Here is a 16,887-nt window from a genome sequence, read left to right as displayed (position 1 = left end):
AAATGATGCGGGTATGGGATTCGACCTGGACGGCGCGAACGTGGTCATCACCGGCGGCGGCGGGGGCATCGGATCCGCGATGGCGCGGCGCTTCGCCGCCGCCGGGGCGAGGGTTGTGGTCGCCGACCTTGACGCCGACGCGGTAACCGCGGTGGCCAAGGAGACCGGAGGCGTCGCGGTCCCCGGAGACGCGGCGAGCGAGGCCGGCGTCAGGCGGTTGATCGCGACGGCTGTCGATGAGTTCGGCGTCGTCGACCTGTACTGCGCCAACGCTGGCGTCGCACCGGAGGGTGGCCCGGAGGCGGCCGAGGCATCCTGGGCTCAGGCGTGGGACGTCAACGTGATGGCGCACGTCCGCGCCGCCGAACTGCTGCTGCCGTCCTGGCTGGAGCGGTGTCGCGGCCGGTTCCTCGCCACGGTCTCCTCGGCGGGGATGCTGAGCATGCTCGGTTCGGCCCCTTACGCTGTCACCAAACACGGCGCGCTGGCCTTCGCCGAATGGCTGTCCATCGCCTACCGGCACCGCGGTATCACCGTGCAGGCGCTTTGCCCGCAGGGCGTGCGCACCAGCATGCTTACCGAGGCGGGGCAGGGTGTGCGGTCCCTTGTGGAGCCGACGGCCATCAGCCCGGAGCAGGTCGCCGAGACCGTCGTCGCGGCCTTCGCTGACGACCCGTTCCTGATCCTGCCCCATCCGGAGATAGTCGACTACTACCGGGCCAGAGCCGCGGATACCGGTCGCTGGATAGCCGGAATGAACCAGCTGCAGCGCAAGATCGAGAAGATGTGACGCCGGCCCCCTCAAGCCGCGGCCCATTCGGTGTACCACAACTCCAGAAACAGCAGCCCCCACAGCGGGCGCTGTGATCGTGTACGCCGGTTTGGTGCTCGGTGATGATGCCCGCTACGGACACGGGGCCCAAACTGCATCTGCGCGAACCCGCCCTGCCGGTGAGCACCTCGCCCGAAGCGAGTGGGCATACGCCGGTGAACGGTGTGTGGTGCGGGCACGTACTGCAGGCTGATGTAGAGAGCGAGCGCCTTCGAACTCAGGGGACGGGGGCCGGCCTCGCTTCGACGCTCAGCGAGTAGCCAGCGCACGTCGCTACTGAGGGTGAAGTCTGTGGGGAAGTCGCAGTAGTAGGCATGCCGGAAGCCCGCGGGATCGCGCAGCACGGTCAGCTGCCCGGACGTTCTGCCTTGCAAGACCGCCAGTAAGCGAGTCTCAGGGTCGTCGATCTCGTGTAGGGGTTCCCCGCAGGTCGGCTGGATCAGCTCGACCGTGAAGCTGTCCTGCGTCCGTGAAACGGCTCGCCGAGTTCGTAACCCGTGTTGCGGTCGGATACGCGCAGGACCAAAAGGTGCGACATAACGAGGTACCCTTCTCGCCTGTTACGCCAGTCCAGTCGAACCTTGCTTGGGGAATTCGCGCAGTGTGCGGATCGATGTGGCGAGTAGGGGCAGTGGCGTGATGACGAAGAGGATCGCCAACGCCCACATGGCGGGCCGGATCCCGAGCGCCGAGGCCAGCAGGCCGCCGGTCGCCGCGCCGAGCGGGACGGTGCCGAACACGAATAGCTGCGATGCTGCGGTGACCCGGCCGAGCAGGTGCGGGGGAACGAAGTTGCCGCGGAACGTCATGGTTATCACGTTCGACATCGTGGTTCCGGTCAGGACCATGAAGGACCCCGCCGCGAACAGAGTGAGGCGCCAATCGTGCCCGGCGAGCGGTAGCAGGAGAACGAAGGGCGCGGCCACAATGTTCGCCAGGACATAGGTACGGGCGTTGCCGAAGCGCCGGGAGACACGCGAGACGACGACAGCTCCGAGGATGCCGCCGAGACTGGCCACGCTGATGACGAGGCCGACGGTTTCCGCCGTGGCCTCCGCGCTGCGCACCAGGAAAACGACCCGCAGTGCCGTGATGCCCTGCACCGTGAAGCTGGTCGTCGCCGCCACCACCAACATGACCGGCAATATGCGGCCGCTCATGATGAAACGGATCCCTTCGACCATCTCGTGCAGCATGCCTGGGCGGTGGCTGGCGAAAGGGCGCGACTGTTGCCCGAGCTGCAGGCCGAACAGGCAGGCCGCTGACACGAGGAAGGTGAAGCAGTTCACCAGGATCCCGTTGACCGGGCCGGCCGCCGCGGCCAGCAGCCCGCCGAGACCCGGTCCGACAACCAACGCGACCGACGCGCTGGCCTGGAGCTTGGAGTTGCCCTCCAAGAGATCGTCCCCGGAGAGAAGCTGGGGCAGGAAGGCGTTGAATGCCAGGTTGAAAAAGCAGCTGGCCGTCCCGGCGAGCAGCGCCAGCACGAGCAAGAACGCCATCGTGAGAACGCCGGTCCAGGCCGCGATAGGTATGACGGCGAGCACGGCCGCGGAGGCCAGGTCGGCGGTCAGTAGTACGCGTCGACGCGGCCACCGGTCGACCCAGACGCCGGCTGGCAGCCCAATCAGCAGCCTCGGCAGCCAGGTGGCGGCCGTAAGCAGGGCGACCATGGCCGCAGGGGCGTGCAGGGTCGAGACGGCCACCAGTGGCAGCGCCACCGTCGTGATCGATGAACCGATCATGCTGGCGGACATCCCGATCCACAGCAGAGCGAAATTCCGCGTCCGCAGCAGGCCACCCAGTGGCCGTGGTCGGGACGTTGAGATGGATTCTTCTGTTGTCTTATACAAGATCTTTAGAAACACTCCACATTGCGCATTGCGCGTCGCAAAGCTGGCGGCCAGAGACTGGCGCCAATGTTAACTTGCGTGTCTTATCGTGTCAAGCGACCAAGTCGGCCGGCGTCGCTCGTGAGCCGGTATCGGTCGCGGATGCGGCCGGCGAGCTGGGGAAATAGCTTCTCGCCGCGCGGTGCGGTGAGTGCGTGGTCTATCCCAGCGATTCCGGTGATTACGAAAGGCCTTGATCCGAAGGATGAGGGATGTTACGATCGGCGGGCGCTACTTACAGTGGACGATCGCACTGCGATGCGGCCACTAGTCGCCCGCCTGTATCTCAGTCGGAGACCACGCCTGCGGACCTATCTTGGAGCACATGTGTGTGGCATTGTTGGAAATCAGCTAGGGTAATCACGTCCGTCGGGACGACGTCACTTCGATTGTTCTGGCCATGACACGCCGCAGTTCGGATGGCGCTGTTGTGGCGTAGCTAGAGATTCCAACGCGATGCTCGCGTTCATGCGCTGGCGGTCACATCGCCCGACAGACAACGCGGCCCTACAAGTATCCGGAGATGGGTTGCCTGATCACCTACAGCAGCGACACATACAATTTTCGGCGGCGCGAGCGCACGCGCTGTTCCTTTCGCTGTGATGGATGGGCACCGAGAGCGAATGTCGGCGGCATCGAATCCGACCGACATGATTGCGGCAGGCGCCGAGGGGGCCTATTGGATAAGGCTGATCGTTGCACTCAAGAACGGAATGAGCTGGCGAGGAGGACTTGTGGCGTTCCAGTCAGATGCAGGTTTCGTCATCCCATATTTTCGGGCGACCGAGCTTCACGAGCGATTTCTCGCTGAGCTGGTCGACTGCCTCACCGCCCAGACCGTGCCGGGCTGGCGGGCGGCCGTCGTGGTCGACGGCCCGGAATCCAGGCTTTCCGACGAGCTCGCCGACCGCCTGCGGCGGGACGGCAGGTTCACGCTTTTCGAAATGCCGAGGCGGATCGGCCCCGGCCCGTGCCGCAATCTGGCCACCCGGTGGTGCCTCGACGCCGGTGCCGATTTCATCTTCTTTCAGGACGCCGACGACATGCCACACCCGGAGCGGGTGGCCGAGACGATCGCTGTGTTCTCGCGCCGGAAGGAGGTCGACTTCGTCTACTCGGCCTTCGACCCCATCGACGAGGATGGCAATCCCATGCCGGATGACGCCATCACACCGCTGTACCTCGAATGCATCAAAGCGCTGCGTGGCGAGCCGGTCGAAGGCCCAAACGCCTGGATCACGATCGGGACCGAGACGGGGTTCGTGACATTGACCTCGACCGTAGCGGTGCGCGCGCCGTTGGCCGCCCAGTGCATGTTTCCGGCGGCTCCCGTCTCGCAGGACTGCCACACGTTCTATCGCATGTCCGCGGCGGGCAGTGCGTTCGCCAGAAGTGATTTCAAGTTCTCGAAGTATCGCATGCGGAAATCCTCCGGCGGTGGTTCGATCTTCACTCGGTTCGGCGACGCGTACTACATGATGAAAAGCCAGGTCGATCTGGACGGCTTCTCGACGGCCATGCGGATCGCGCTCAGTCGGGGCACCTTGTCGCCCGACCAGGCGGGGCCCGTGATGCGCAAGTTCTACGAACGCCTTGCCCAGACGATGGACTATACCGGTGATCACAACGCCGCCGACTTGCTACGCGGGTTCGCGGTCTGCGCATGACTTCCTCGGCTTCCTCGATGCCATCGGCGCGAATCCAAGCGATCGCTTGTTTCGCCGACGCGGTACGGGGGCATGCGGCCGACCGGCCGGACGCCTTGGCCGTCGCTCACGTCACCGAGCCCGGGACGCGGACGGGCACCACCGAATTGTCCTATCGCGAGCTTGACCTCATGGCGCGGCGGGTGGCGGCCGCGCTCTGCCGGGTCTGCGCGCCCGGGGACCGGGCCCTGTTGCTCTTCCCTGAGGGCCTGGACTTCGCCGCGGCGTTCCTGGGCTGCCTGTACGCCGGCGCGGTGGCCGTCCCGTCGCCGTTGCCTGGCAGCTATAAACACCAGCAGCGGCGGGTTTCCGGGATCGCACAGGACGCCGAGCCGAACGCCATCATTACCACCGCGGCGGTGCTGGAGGAGGTGGAGACCTTTATCGGAAACTCGGGCCAGGGCCGGATCCCGCTGTTGGTCATGCCGCTCGCCGACGAAGCACCCGTTGACGCGCCGCGCCCCTCGGGCCGGGCCTCCCTGGCACTGCTGCAGTACACCTCGGGTTCGACCGGCAGTCCTAAGGGCGTGATGCTGACCCACGGCAACATCGTCGAGAACGCGGACAGCCTGGTGTCGACGTTCGGCATGACCGCGATGACCAAGTTCGGTTCCTGGATTCCGCACTATCACGACATGGGCCTGACCGGTCTCATGATGCCGGCGTGGTACGCGGGGAGTTCGGTGACCGTCATGAGCCCGACGGCGTTCCTCAAACGTCCGGTGCGGTGGCTGGAACTGGTGGACAAGCACGACCTCGCCTGGTCGGCTGGCCCCAATTTCGCCTACGACCTGTGCACGCGAACGGTAACCGAGGAGCAGCTTGCCGGCCTCGACCTGTCACGCTGGCGCCACGCGGCCAACGGGTCCGAGCCGGTGCGGGCGAACACCCTCGCCGCCTTCGCGGACCGGTTTGCGCCGGCCGGACTGCGCCGCGAGACACTCAACCCGTGCTACGGGCTGGCAGAGGCCACGGTGTTCGTCTCGGGAACCGGCCGCCGCGCCCCGGTGGTCCGCCGCGTCGCCGAGGCGGCGCTGGCCGAGGGAACGCTGTGCGACGCAGACGGCACCGAGCCGACGCCAGCCACCCGCGATCTGGTCAGCTGCGGAACCGTGCGAGGCCTGGAGGCTGTGGTCGTCGATCCCGAATCCCGCGAAGTGCGCCCAGACGGGCAGGTCGGCGAGCTGTGGCTGCGCGGCACGAGTGTCGCAATCGGCTACTGGCGCAACGCCGCGGAGACCGAGCGGGTCTTCAACGGTACGAGTGCGGACGGCCGGTCGGGCTACCTGCGGACCGGTGACCTCGCCGCGCTCGACGGCGGTGAGCTGTTCGTCACCGGTCGTATCAGCGAACTGATAATCGTGCGCGGGCGGAACATCTATCCACAGGACATCGAGCACGTCGCCCGCGAAGAGATTCCCGATCTGTGCGGCCTGTTCGGCGCGGCCTTCGGCGTGCGGGGGGTCGACGGCGCCGAACTGGTGGTGTTGGTCCACGAAATCCGGGCCAGCGTGAAGGCGGGCCGCCTCGACCGCGTCGGAGCCGACATCAAGCAAACCGTGGCGCGGGAGGTCGGCGTGTCCGTGAGCGGGCTGCAGCTGGTTCGTCGCGGGACGGTACAGCGGACGACGAGCGGGAAGGTACAGCGGGTGGCGGTGCGCAACGCGTTCCTTAGTGGACAGACCGCCGCCCTGTGGTCGTCGATCGAACCATCGATCCAGCTCGTCGAGCGGAAGATCGAAGCCTGATGACGGCGGGCATCAAGGGAAGGTTGGCCACGGTCGAGGAAGCCTTGGCTGCGGCAAGCGCCCCCGGTGGCCCGTTATCGCCGGACGAGCTGCTCACCCTCGATGAACGGCAGGCCTTCCCGACCGACGCGGCGAGGCTCCTCGACGAGGTGGGGGCCGCGCGCCTCTACGTCGACGGCGGCACCGGCGGCGTGCTCGGCGGACTATTCGATCTGACCTTGCTCGTGCGGCTCCTCGCCCGCCGGGATCTTACGATTGCCGTCGGACACGCCAAGACATTCCTGGGCGCGGTCAGTGTGTGGGTGGCCGGCGACATCGACCAGCGCGAGCGACTGGCCGCGGAGATCCTTGACGGCGCCGTCGTCTCCTGGGGACTCACCGAGCGCGGCCACGGCGGGGATCTGCTGGCGTGCCGCGTCCGCGCCGAGCCGGCATCGGCCGGCTGGAACCTGACCGGCGAGAAGTGGCTGATCAATAACGCCACTCGCGGGCACCTGATCTGCGTGCTGGCCCGGACCCGGCCCCAGGGCGGTCCGCGCGGATTCAGCCTGTTCCTGTTCGACAAGCGCAAGGCCGATCCGCGCACGTGGCGCACGCTACCCAAGGTGCCTACACACGGCATCCGCGGAGCGGATATCAGCGGAATCGCGTTCGCCGCAACCCCTGTCGCTCCCGAAGCTCTGATCGGCGCTCCAGGAACCGGCCTAGAGACAACACTGAAAGCCCTTCAGCTGACCAGGACCATGTGCTGCGGCCTGTCCCTCGGCGCATTGGACCAGGCGATCGCACTGGGCTCGGATTACGTACGCCGCCGAACCCTGTACGGCAAGCGGTTGGCGGACATCCCGAACATTCGCTATGAACTGGGACGGGCGGTGGCCACGCGGTACGCCGCCGAGGCGATCGTCTTCGCCGCCACGCGGCTTGCGCTAACCGCGACCGCCGAGATGGCCGTCGTCTCGGCTATCACTAAGGCGCTCGTCCCCGAGCTCTGCCAGGGCGCGATATCCGCGATAGGCGAGGTGCTCGGGCTACGTGGCTTCCTGTCCGCGGACGAGCCGTACCGGACGTTCCAGAAACTGGACCGGGATCATCGCGTCGTTGCAATCTTCGACGGCAGCACAGCGGTATGTCGAAGCCAGCTCATAGAGCACTTCCCCTTACTCGCCAGAGCGGCTCCGGACGCGGGCGGAGGCGACAGCCTCCTCACGATGCCAACTCGGCCATCAAATGTGGGCCGCCTGACTGTGCTGTCTCGTCGGTGCTCCCTTGTGGACAGGCTCGGCGCCGACGGCGGCGTTATCGCGCGCCGGGCAGCGGCCGGTGACCTGCCCGATTGGGTCCCAGCATTGGCATTCGCCGCTCTGGAGTCGCTGCACGTCACAAGGGCTCGCATGGCGGAGCAGAGCTGGGGGCTGCACAGAGTCCCCCAGCATGTGTTCGATATCGCCCGTGACTTCGAGCTCTGCTTCGCCGCGGCGGCCGCCTGCCATCTGTGGACACACGGCCAGGCCGACCCGGGTGAGGGCCTGTGGCTCGCAGGTGCACTCGCAGTCATTGAGGAGAAGCTGCCGTGTAGGGCCGGGGCCGCGCATAGTGATGCCTTTGAGGCGCTGGGCGACCGTCTGCTCGCGGCGGCCGGCGGACCGGTGCCGACTCTCTTCGGAGCCGGGATGGCACCGCTATGAACCCGACCCCCGGCCTGCGGCGACTCGCCCGCCTCGAGCGCGAGTTCGGCGACCCGTTCGAGCCCGACAACCCGCTCGGCTTCAACCGGATCCTCGCCGCGGACGAGGCGGAGGCCATGTTCGGCCGCGGTGAGCAGGCGCTAGCGGAATTCGGTCTCAACGCGGAGTTCGTACCGTCGCGGCTAGGCGGGCGGCTTGACCGTCTCGACGACCTGGTCGAGATCATGCGATCGGTCTACCGGCGCGACCCGTGTCTCGGGCTCGGCTACGGCGCGAGTTCGTTCATCGCCGGCGTGAACATCTGGCTGGCGGGAAGCCCGCAGCAGCAGCGATTCGCCGCCGACCTGCTCTGCTCGGGCCGCCGGATCGCCGTCGCGTATCACGAACTGGCCCACGGCAACGACATGGCGGAGACCGAGTGCCGGGCCGGCATCGAGCCCGGGCGGATCACTCTCAACGGCCGCAAGGAGGTGGTCACGAACATACAGCGCAGCGAGGCGTTCGTACTCTTCGCGCGCACCGCCGCGCAGCCCGGCGCCCGAAGCCACGCGCAGCTGCTGATCGACAAGGCGGCGCTGGACCGCAGCCGCTTCGGATACCTGCCCCGGTTCCGCACCATGGGTATGCGCGGCGTCCAGCTCGGCGGGATCGAATTCCGGGACTGCCGCGTCCCGGAGTCGTCGCTGATGGGGCGGCCGGGGTACGGGCTGGAGACGGCACTGCGCTCGTTCCAGATCACCAGAACGACGCTGGTGTCGATGTTCTGCGGGGTCTTGGACACCGGCTTGCGAGTCGCGCTGCGGCACTCGACGGGACGGCGGCTTTACGGCGGTCCGGTCGTCGACATGCCGCACGTGCGATCGGTGATCGCCGGTGCATATGCCGATCTGCTCGCCGCCGACTGCTTCGCGTCCGTGGCCACCCGCGCGCTGCATGTGCTGCCGGGCGAGACAGCCATCTACGCCCAGGCGGTGAAGTTCTTCGTATCGAAGATCCTCATCCGGGCCATGGATGAGCTGTCGGAGGTCCTCGGCGCGCATTTCTACGTGCGTGACGGCGAGGCCGCCATTTTCCAGAAGCTTCTGCGGGACATCCAGCCCGCCGGCTTCGGGCACGCCGCGCGGGCCGCATGCCAGGTTTCGCTGCTGTCCCAGCTTCCGTTGCTGGCCCGGCGAAGCTGGCCGGAACCCGGCATCGTCCCCGACGAGCTGTTCGTCGCCGGCATGGCCCTGCCGCCGCTGGCATTCGGCGACCTCGTGGTCAGCGCCGCCGGCCGCGAAGGACTCTCCGGCGCATTGACGTCGGGGATCGCGGCGTGTCGGCCTGGCCTGCTCCGCCCGGACGTCGCCGAGATCGCAGAGCACTTCGCGGCTGATCATCAGCTGCTGACCGAGAGCTGCCGGGACCTCGACGTCGCCGCGCTGGGAATCTCGGCGGATCCCCGGGCCTACGGCCTGGTGACCAGGTATGTCCGCGTCCTGGTGGCGAGCGCGTGCTTCGAGACCTGGCGGCGCGCCACCGCCACCGACCACACGACGTTCACGAAAGATCAGCGCTGGCTCGCGGCCGTCCTGCACAGATTGCGCGCCGCGGCTGGGAACCGGCCGCGGAGCCTGCCCCCCGAACTGGCGGACTTCCTCGTCGAGGAGGCCGCCCATCGGCTGACCTCGCGGCGGGGCCTGTGCCTCGGCCTGCTTCCGTTTGATACGCACCGATTCCGTTCCGATGGGGAGACACCATGGCGTCCACCGACTTCGACGAGGCCAAGTTCCAGTCTTGGCTCATCGAGCGCCTTGCCACGCACCTGAAGCGGGAAGCGTCCGACATCGATGTGAACGCCCCGCTGGCCGACTACGGCCTGGACTCGCTGTACGCATTGGCGATAGTCGCCGACATCGAGGACTATCTCAACATCTCGGTCGACGCGACGATAATGTGGGACCACCCGACCGTGGCCGGGCTGGCGTCGGCCCTGGCCACCCAGGTCGCAGCCGACCAGGTCGCTACCGAGTGATGAAAGTGTCGGAAGCGGGCAGCCGGTCGCCGCTGGCAATGCGGCGCGATCCTGATCGACCACTGCATCCGTCGGCCGACCTGCTGGCGCTCGACGAGGCCGGCGGCATCGTGGAAGTCTCGATGCCGATGGCCACGCCCGGACCGGGGCGAACCTGGCTGATCACCCGCGCGCAGGACATTCGCCTGGTCCTCGGGGACCCCGCGCTGTTTAGCAACGTCCTGCACCTGCCCGCTGGCGGACCGGGAGGTGACGCCTCGCCCACCGGTCCGGGTTCACTACTCGGGCTGGATCCCCCGCAGCACACCAGGCTGCGCAGGCTGCTGTCCGCCGAGTTCAGCCCGCGCCGGGTCGCGGGTCTTCAGGCGGCGGTGGCGGCCGCGACGCGGGACGCGCTGTCTTACCTCCACGGCCAGGACCGGGCCGACCTCGTCACCTCATTCGCCCGGCCGATTCCCGCCGTGGTCATCGCCGAGCTGCTCGGCCTGCCGTTGGCGGACCGCGAGGCGTTCTGCGCGCGCAGCGCGATCGCTATCGACACCCGCCTGCCCGCACTGACCAGGGCCGACAACCGCGCCGAGATGGAGGCCTACATGAGCGAGCTCATCGGGCGGCTGCGGCGCGATCCGGGTGACGGGCTACATGACGGGCTTCTCGGCGCCCTGATCGCTGGCGACGGCTCACGTATGACCGACGCCGAACTCATCGCCACCGGAAACCTGCTGCTGCTCGCCGGCCACGAGACGACGACCAGCCTCATAGCCCAGAGCCTGCTGCTCCTGCTCGACTTCCCGGAGCACCGCGAGACGATGCTGCGCGACGAGGCGTCTGTCGCCAGCGGTGTGGAAGAACTGCTGCGCTATCTGACTGTCTTCCACTTCTCGTTGCCCAGGACCGCGCAGCGGGCGACAGTCGTCGCCGGCACACCGATCGCGGCCGGCGACCGCATCCTGTGCTCATTCCCGGTCGCCAACCGCGACGCGAGCCGGTATCCAGGCCCCGACGAGTTCCAACCGTCGCGTGCGGCGGGTCCGCACCTGGCCTTCGGCCATGGCATCCACTATTGCCTCGGTGCCCCGTTGGCCCGCCTGGAGATGCGCACCGTCCTTCCGGCGTTCTTCGAGTCCTTTCCAGAAGCCGAGATCGCCCCACGCTCAGGCGTGCGCTACCGCACCGGCTCCCTGACCTTCGGCCTAGACGCACTACCGGTCACCCTGCGATGACCGACGAGCTTTCCGTGGCGTTCACGGCCGAGCCCTGCCCGGTCCCGTTCCAAGGCTGCTCACAGCGCTCCGGAGGCATCGGCTGGGCGCAGGAGGAGGCATGGAGCTGGATCAGCAGAGGAGTGACCGAAGGCCGCAACCCGAACTACGACCTTTGCTTCAGCGTGAGCGTGCCCGCAGGCACGACAGTCACCGACTTCCTCACGGCCATCGCTCGCATGGTGCGCCGTCACGAGGCGCTCCGCACGCGATTCGAATGCGTGGACGGCCGGCTCGTGCGCCAATGGACTGTCGGGAGTGGCAATGTGGACGTAACCCGATACCGGGCTCGCGCCGGCCACATGCCGACGGACGAACTCCTGCGCGACCGGGTCGGTGGCGAGATGCTCGACGTCGAACACGGTTCTCCGTTTCGCGCGGGATTCGTAGCGACAGCCGGCGTGGTGACACACGCGGCCTTCGCCGTCTCGCGGATCATCGCGGATGCGGGCGGGGGTGACAACGTCATCCTGTCGTTTGCGGCGGAGCTCGCAGCGGTCGCGAGCGGCGTCGCGGCGCAGCCGGTATCGGTCTTCCAGCAACTCGACCAGGTCGATTGGGAGGCCTCGGCGGACGGGCTTCGCGCCGAGCGGGAAGCGTTGGACTACTGGCGAGAACAGCTGAACGTGATCCGGGCACTGCCCCGACCCGCAGTTGTCGATGGAGGGACTATGCGGTCCGTCTTGTGGTCCGCCGAATCGGTCGTGACCGCCGCCGACGAAATCGCGCGGAGATCGGCGACCAGCTCGTCGGGAGTCGTCCTCACCGCCTTCCTGCTGGCCACCACGAAGACTCTCGGCCTGGACGCCATCGGGTGCTACCTGCACTGCTCCAACAGAGCCGACCTGGAGCGCCGCGCCTCGATTTCGCGGCTCAAGAGCATGGTGATCTACGCCTACTCGCCCGGTGGCGCTGACGTCCAGTCTGCGATGCGTGCGGGCTTCCGCGGCTCACTCACGGCGTATCGCCATGCCCAGTCACCTGGGCTGCAGTTCCTGGCGCGACTTGGCATGTCACCGGACGAAGCACCCTTCATCCAGTTCAACGACAAGCGATCGGTCGTACCCGTGACCGGGCCGGCCGACCCAGCCCTGTCCGCGGGTATCGAAGCAACGGCTGCCGACCCAGACAAGCCGGTCATCATCGAGAACCAGCCCTTTGAGTCGCACGCCGACGAGCCGATGCTCAAGTTCAGCGTCGAGCTCCTCGCGGGCTCGCGGGCGTCGGCGTTTGTGATCGAGACGAACATCCTGGACAGGGACGGCATCTTCCTGCTCATGGGGCGCATGCAGGACGTTCTAGCGGCAGCCAACACAGCCCCGGCCGCCGAAGCGGAGCGACCATGAGGCTCGGCGTGAATATCGGCTACATGGGCGCGGGCTACGCCGCGAACGGCCTGGAACTGGCCTGCGAGGCGGACCGCTTGGGCTACGACGTGTGCTGGGTCGCGGAGGCGTTCGGCTCTGACGCGGCGACCGTCATCTCCTGGGTCGCCTCCCGCACTCGGCGGATCGCCGTGGGATCCTCGGTCTTCCAGATTCCTGCCCGGACCCCCGCGATGACCGCGATGACGGCGGCCACCCTCGACACCCTGTCCGCTGGGCGGTTCCGGCTAGGCCTGGGCGTTTCCGGGCCGCAGGTATCCGAAGGCTGGCACGGCGTCAGGTTCGCCGATCCGCTGGGCCGCACCCGGGAGTACGTGGAGATCGTGCGCAAGGCACTGCGGCAGGAACCGCTCACCCACGCCGGTGTGCACTGGACGCTGCCGATGCCGGACGGTCCGGGGCGACCTCTGGTGCTCAGCATCCGACCCGTTCAGCCCAGGATTCCGATCTACCTGGCCGCGATTGGACCCAAAAATCTGCGGCTGACCGGCGAGATCGCGGACGGCTGGTTGGCTTCGTTCTTCGCCCCCGAGTTCGCGCCCGAGCTGTTCGGCGACATCCGGACCGGCCGATCCTCGACCGCCGGGGATAGGACCCTCAGCGGCTTCGACGTGGTGTCGATGACCCCCATTGCGGTCGGGGACGACGTCCATGCCTGCGCCGACGCCGTGCGCTGGTACACGGCGCTGTACCTGGGGGGTATGGGAGGCAAGGACAACAACTACTACAACCAGCTCGCTTGCCGGATGGGTTACGCCAAGCAGTGCGCTGAAGTGCAGGAACGCTATCTAGCCCGAGATCTTGGCGGAGCGGCGGCCGCCGTGCCAATCGAGTACATAGATGCTACCTCCCTGCTGGGGCCAGTCTCACGGATTGCGTCCCGAATGCGCGACTTCGCTGCTGCGGGCGTAACGACACTCACGGTTTCTCCCTTTGGCGGAAGCATCACTGAACGCATGGCGATGCTCGATTCCGCCATGCAGGCGAGGGATCTGGCCGGGCTCCGGGATGTGTGCGCTTGATATCGACTATGAGAAGCGAGGTTGCGGCATGCTCGTGCTTGGCCTGAGCGGACACTTCTCGAGCGAAGACGAGGACTTGGCGCCGGATGTGGGCGGGGGACTCTTCCAGGATGCCTTCCATGACGCGGCCGCCTGCCTGATCAGGGACGGCGAACTCTTGGCCGCTGTGGAGGAAGAGCGATTCAACCGGATAAAAAAGACGACGAAGTTCCCCATCAATGCGGTCCGCGCCTGCCTTGACACCGCCGGCGTGTCACCGTCCCAAATCGCGGCCGTCGGGCACTTCTTCACGGAGGACCTGCTTGATCAATCGCTCAACGTGATCTACTCGAGCCAGCCGCAACTTCCCGTCCGCAGTTCACGCGAGCTGGTGACGGGCCATCTGCGGGAGGCGCTCGGGGTGGAGGTGCCAGATGAAAGGCTACTGTTCACCCAGCACCACGTCGCCCATGGCATGTCCTCATACATCCGCTCGGGGATGCGGGACGCGCTGATAGTAGTCATGGATGGGCGCGGCGAGAAACACTCGATAACCATCTTCCACGGAACGAACGGGAATTTGGAGAGCCTCGCCACCTATGGTCTCGGGAAGTCGCTCGGTGGCCTCTACCTGGCCAACACCCGCTTGCTGGGGTACGGAATCGGCGATGAGTACAAGGTCATGGGCCTCGCGCCCTACGGAAACGCCGAGGCCTACCGCGAGGCGTTCGGCTCCCTGTACGAGCTGAGGGACGACGGCGAGTTCACGCTTCGGGGGTTCGCTCCCGATATCCGCCCGCCCCGCCGCACGGGTGAGGAGTTCACTCAGGCGCACAAGGATTTCGCCGCAGCCCTTCAGGAGGCCCTGGAGAACATAGCCATGCACGTCCTGTGCCACTGGTCCGACAAGACAGGTCTGAAGGACCTATGCTTCGTGGGCGGCGTTGCGCACAACAGCACCCTGAACGGCCGGATTATCGAGTCCGGGAAATTCCGGGAAGTGTTCGTCCACCCCGTCTCGCATGACGCCGGCGCCGCCGAGGGCGCCGCCTTGACCGCGGCCCTTCATCTGGGGGTACCAATCTTCGGTCAGCCCCGCATGCGTAGCGCGAGCGTGGGGCCCGCCCTCGGCAGCACGGCCGAGGTCGGGAAGGAACTCGCCTCGTGGGGCGACCTCATCGAATTCGAGCAGCCACCCGACGTCGTGGAAGCCGCCGCGCAACTGCTGGCCGGCGGCGCGGTTCTCGGCTGGGCGCAGGGCCGGTCCGAGTACGGACCGCGTGCACTCGGCAACCGCAGCATTCTCGCCGATGCCCGGCCCGGCGACAACAAGCACCGCATCAACGCGATGATCAAGAAGCGCGAAGCTTATCGACCGTTCGCTCCGGTCGTGACGCCCGAGGCGGCCGGTGATTATTTCGACATGCCGGATACCCGGGCCAACTACGACTTCATGTCGTTTGTGGTGAAGGTGTGCGAGGATCGGCGGCCCGAGCTGGGAGCCGTCACGCACGTTGACGGCAGTGCCCGAATTCAGATAGTGGACCCGGCCTCGAATAAGCGATTCTACGATCTTGTCCGGAGGTTCGGCGAGCTAACCGGCACGCCGGTATTGCTCAACACATCGTTCAACAACAACGTCGAGCCCATCGTGCAGACGACACAGGATGCCGTCACCTGCTTCCTCACCACCGGGCTCGACTTCCTCGTAATCGATGATTTTGTGGTCCGCAGGAACGCGGGCGACTTGTTTGCACTCGACAATCTGGTACCCCGATTTCGGCCCGTTACCCGACTCGTCAAGCGAGTGAGGCACACTGCGGCGGACCGCCGCGAGGTCCGCTGCGAGATATCCCTGGACCACGCGAAAGGTTCGACCATGGAGATATCCACCGACCTTTTCGACCTTCTGGAACCCGCTGACGGGGTGCGGCCGCTGAGCTCTTTCGCTGGCTCCGGCGGCATCAGCCAGGCCACCAGGCACGAGCTGTACACCCTTTGGCAGCTGCGCTTCATCACGCTTCGGCCTGCGTGATGCGGGACAGCCCCCTCAACACACCGAGACCTCAGGGAGACATCGTTGGGCGACATGGACGCACTCCGCGCGCGGTGCCCCGTCGCCGCCACGCTCGTTGACCACGCTCTTTACGGTCAAGGCACACCGCACGCCATCTGGGCCGATCTGCGCCGTGACGCACCCGTGCTGCGGCAGGTCCTGCCCGACGGACGCGCGTTTTGGTCCGTGACCTCGTACCGTGGCGCCAGCGAGGTGCTCCGTGACACCACGACCTTCACATCAGAGCGCGGAACCCTGCTGTATCTGCTCGGCCGAGACGACCCAGCGGCCGGCAGACAATTGGTGGCGACCGATCCACCACGGCACACCGTGCTGCGCACGCCAATCCAGCGGGTGCTCGCGGCTAAGCCCGTGGCGGCAATGCGCGAGCGTCTTCGCGAACCCGTCTGCGACACGCTCGCACCACTCGCCGACGGCGCCTTGTGCGACCTGGCCGAACGCTTGCGGCACCTGGCCGTGGCGGTGATGGGTACCCTTCTGGACCTTCCTGCCCAGGACTGGCCCCGCCTAGCCGACCTCAGCATCGCCTCTGTTGCGCCCGAGGATCCGGTTTTCGGGCGGCCGGGTGCGGGTCAATCCGTGCTTGAGGACAACCACCGCGAACTCTTGACCTACTTTCACGATGTCGTGCGTCTCCGGCGCGCGCACCCTGGTAGCGACCTTGTCAGCCTGCTCATCGGCACCAGATGGGATGGTCGACTGCTGAACCAGGCCGAGGTGGTGTCGAACTGCTACAGCCTGCTGCTCGGCGGAAGCGTGACGATGTCTCAGGTCCCCGCGACCACACTGGCCGAGCTAATGGGAACGACGACGCTCGATCGATGGGCTGCCGACCCGTCGCTGCTGGCCGGTGGCGTGGAGGAGGCCCTGCGATGGGCCACCCCTAACACGCACTTCATGCGGTACGCCGTCCAGGACGTGGAACTAGGGGGCCAGTGCGTCAACGCCGGCGACGCGGTTGTCGTATGGCTTGCTTCCGCCAATCGGGACGAGGATGTTTTCTCGGAACCGGCCACCTTCGATGTCCGGCGGTCGCCGAACAAGCACCTGGCCTTCGGCATCGGACCGCACTACTGCGTAGGGCACAACATCGTCCGGGAAACCCTGAAACTGTTCTTTGCCGAGCTGTTCAGCCGTTTTACCGATCTCGCCCCGGCCGGTCCAGGGGTGCGGCTGCACTCGCACACGATATCCGGGTGGGCGGCTCTGCCTATCACCGCTCGCGCACGCACGCCACATGGTCTGCTCGCCTACTGATGAGAGTCGAAAAGGAGGATCGGAA

12 protein-coding genes are annotated in these 16,887 nt (G+C 66.8%); 11 read left to right on the top strand and 1 reads right to left on the bottom strand.

Features of this window, described 5'->3' with window-relative positions; genetic code table 11:
* Positions 1–13: 13 nt before the first annotated feature.
* Positions 14–790, top strand: a complete 777-nt coding sequence (locus tag RB614_RS15690; RefSeq protein ID WP_308713223.1) for an SDR family oxidoreductase — start codon at positions 14–16, stop codon at positions 788–790.
* 602 nt (positions 791–1,392) lie between these two features.
* On the opposite strand, the gene RB614_RS15685 is transcribed toward RB614_RS15690, so the two are convergent.
* A complete protein-coding gene (locus tag RB614_RS15685; RefSeq protein ID WP_308713222.1) occupies positions 1,393–2,700 on the bottom strand; it encodes an MFS transporter in 1,308 nt (435 codons plus the stop codon).
* Between the two features lie 647 nt (positions 2,701–3,347).
* On the opposite strand from RB614_RS15685, the gene RB614_RS15680 reads away from it, so the two are divergent.
* From RB614_RS15680 to RB614_RS15635, 10 genes are read left to right on the top strand one after another with little or no spacing between them, the layout of a single operon-like run.
* Positions 3,348–4,391, top strand: a complete 1,044-nt coding sequence (locus RB614_RS15680; RefSeq protein ID WP_308713221.1) for a glycosyltransferase family 2 protein — start codon at positions 3,348–3,350, stop codon at positions 4,389–4,391.
* Positions 4,392–4,408: 17 nt separating this feature from the next.
* A complete protein-coding gene (locus tag RB614_RS15675) occupies positions 4,409–6,178 on the top strand; it encodes a fatty acyl-AMP ligase (RefSeq protein WP_308713220.1) in 1,770 nt (589 codons plus the stop codon).
* Entirely contained in the window at positions 6,178–7,866 is a 1,689-nt protein-coding gene (locus RB614_RS15670; RefSeq protein WP_308713219.1) for an acyl-CoA dehydrogenase family protein, read from the top strand. The genes RB614_RS15675 and RB614_RS15670 overlap by 1 nt, the downstream gene beginning before the upstream one ends.
* The gene (locus tag RB614_RS15665) at positions 7,863–9,674 is read left to right on the top strand and encodes an acyl-CoA dehydrogenase family protein (RefSeq protein ID WP_308713218.1); all 1,812 of its coding nucleotides are present in this window, start codon (positions 7,863–7,865) and stop codon (positions 9,672–9,674) included. The genes RB614_RS15670 and RB614_RS15665 overlap by 4 nt, the downstream gene beginning before the upstream one ends.
* Complete coding sequence (locus tag RB614_RS15660; RefSeq protein ID WP_308713217.1) at positions 9,605–9,880, top strand: acyl carrier protein; 276 nt, start codon at positions 9,605–9,607, stop codon at positions 9,878–9,880. Before RB614_RS15665 ends, RB614_RS15660 begins: the two co-directional genes overlap by 70 nt.
* Complete coding sequence (locus tag RB614_RS15655; RefSeq protein WP_308713216.1) at positions 9,880–11,103, top strand: cytochrome P450; 1,224 nt, start codon at positions 9,880–9,882, stop codon at positions 11,101–11,103. Before RB614_RS15660 ends, RB614_RS15655 begins: the two co-directional genes overlap by 1 nt.
* On the top strand, positions 11,100–12,488 hold the full coding sequence (locus tag RB614_RS15650; RefSeq protein WP_308713215.1) for a condensation domain-containing protein: 1,389 nt from the start codon (positions 11,100–11,102) through the stop codon (positions 12,486–12,488). The genes RB614_RS15655 and RB614_RS15650 overlap by 4 nt, the downstream gene beginning before the upstream one ends.
* Positions 12,485–13,549 carry an LLM class F420-dependent oxidoreductase gene (locus RB614_RS15645; protein ID WP_308713214.1) on the top strand — a complete coding sequence of 355 codons (1,065 nt, stop codon included), beginning with the start codon at positions 12,485–12,487 and terminating at the stop codon, positions 13,547–13,549. The genes RB614_RS15650 and RB614_RS15645 overlap by 4 nt, the downstream gene beginning before the upstream one ends.
* A 28-nt stretch (positions 13,550–13,577) precedes the next feature.
* Positions 13,578–15,563 carry a carbamoyltransferase family protein gene (locus RB614_RS15640; RefSeq protein ID WP_308713213.1) on the top strand — a complete coding sequence of 662 codons (1,986 nt, stop codon included), beginning with the start codon at positions 13,578–13,580 and terminating at the stop codon, positions 15,561–15,563.
* A 54-nt stretch (positions 15,564–15,617) separates the two neighbouring features.
* Positions 15,618–16,862, top strand: a complete 1,245-nt coding sequence (locus tag RB614_RS15635; protein ID WP_308713346.1) for a cytochrome P450 — start codon at positions 15,618–15,620, stop codon at positions 16,860–16,862.
* Positions 16,863–16,887 lie beyond the last annotated feature (25 nt).

The sequence above is a fragment of the Phytohabitans maris genome, from assembly GCF_031085175.1.
In the GTDB taxonomy this organism is placed as follows: domain Bacteria; phylum Actinomycetota; class Actinomycetes; order Mycobacteriales; family Micromonosporaceae; genus Phytohabitans; species Phytohabitans maris.
The sequence above is the reverse complement of the archived record's forward strand: the minus strand, read 5'-3'. Positions and strand labels throughout refer to the sequence as shown.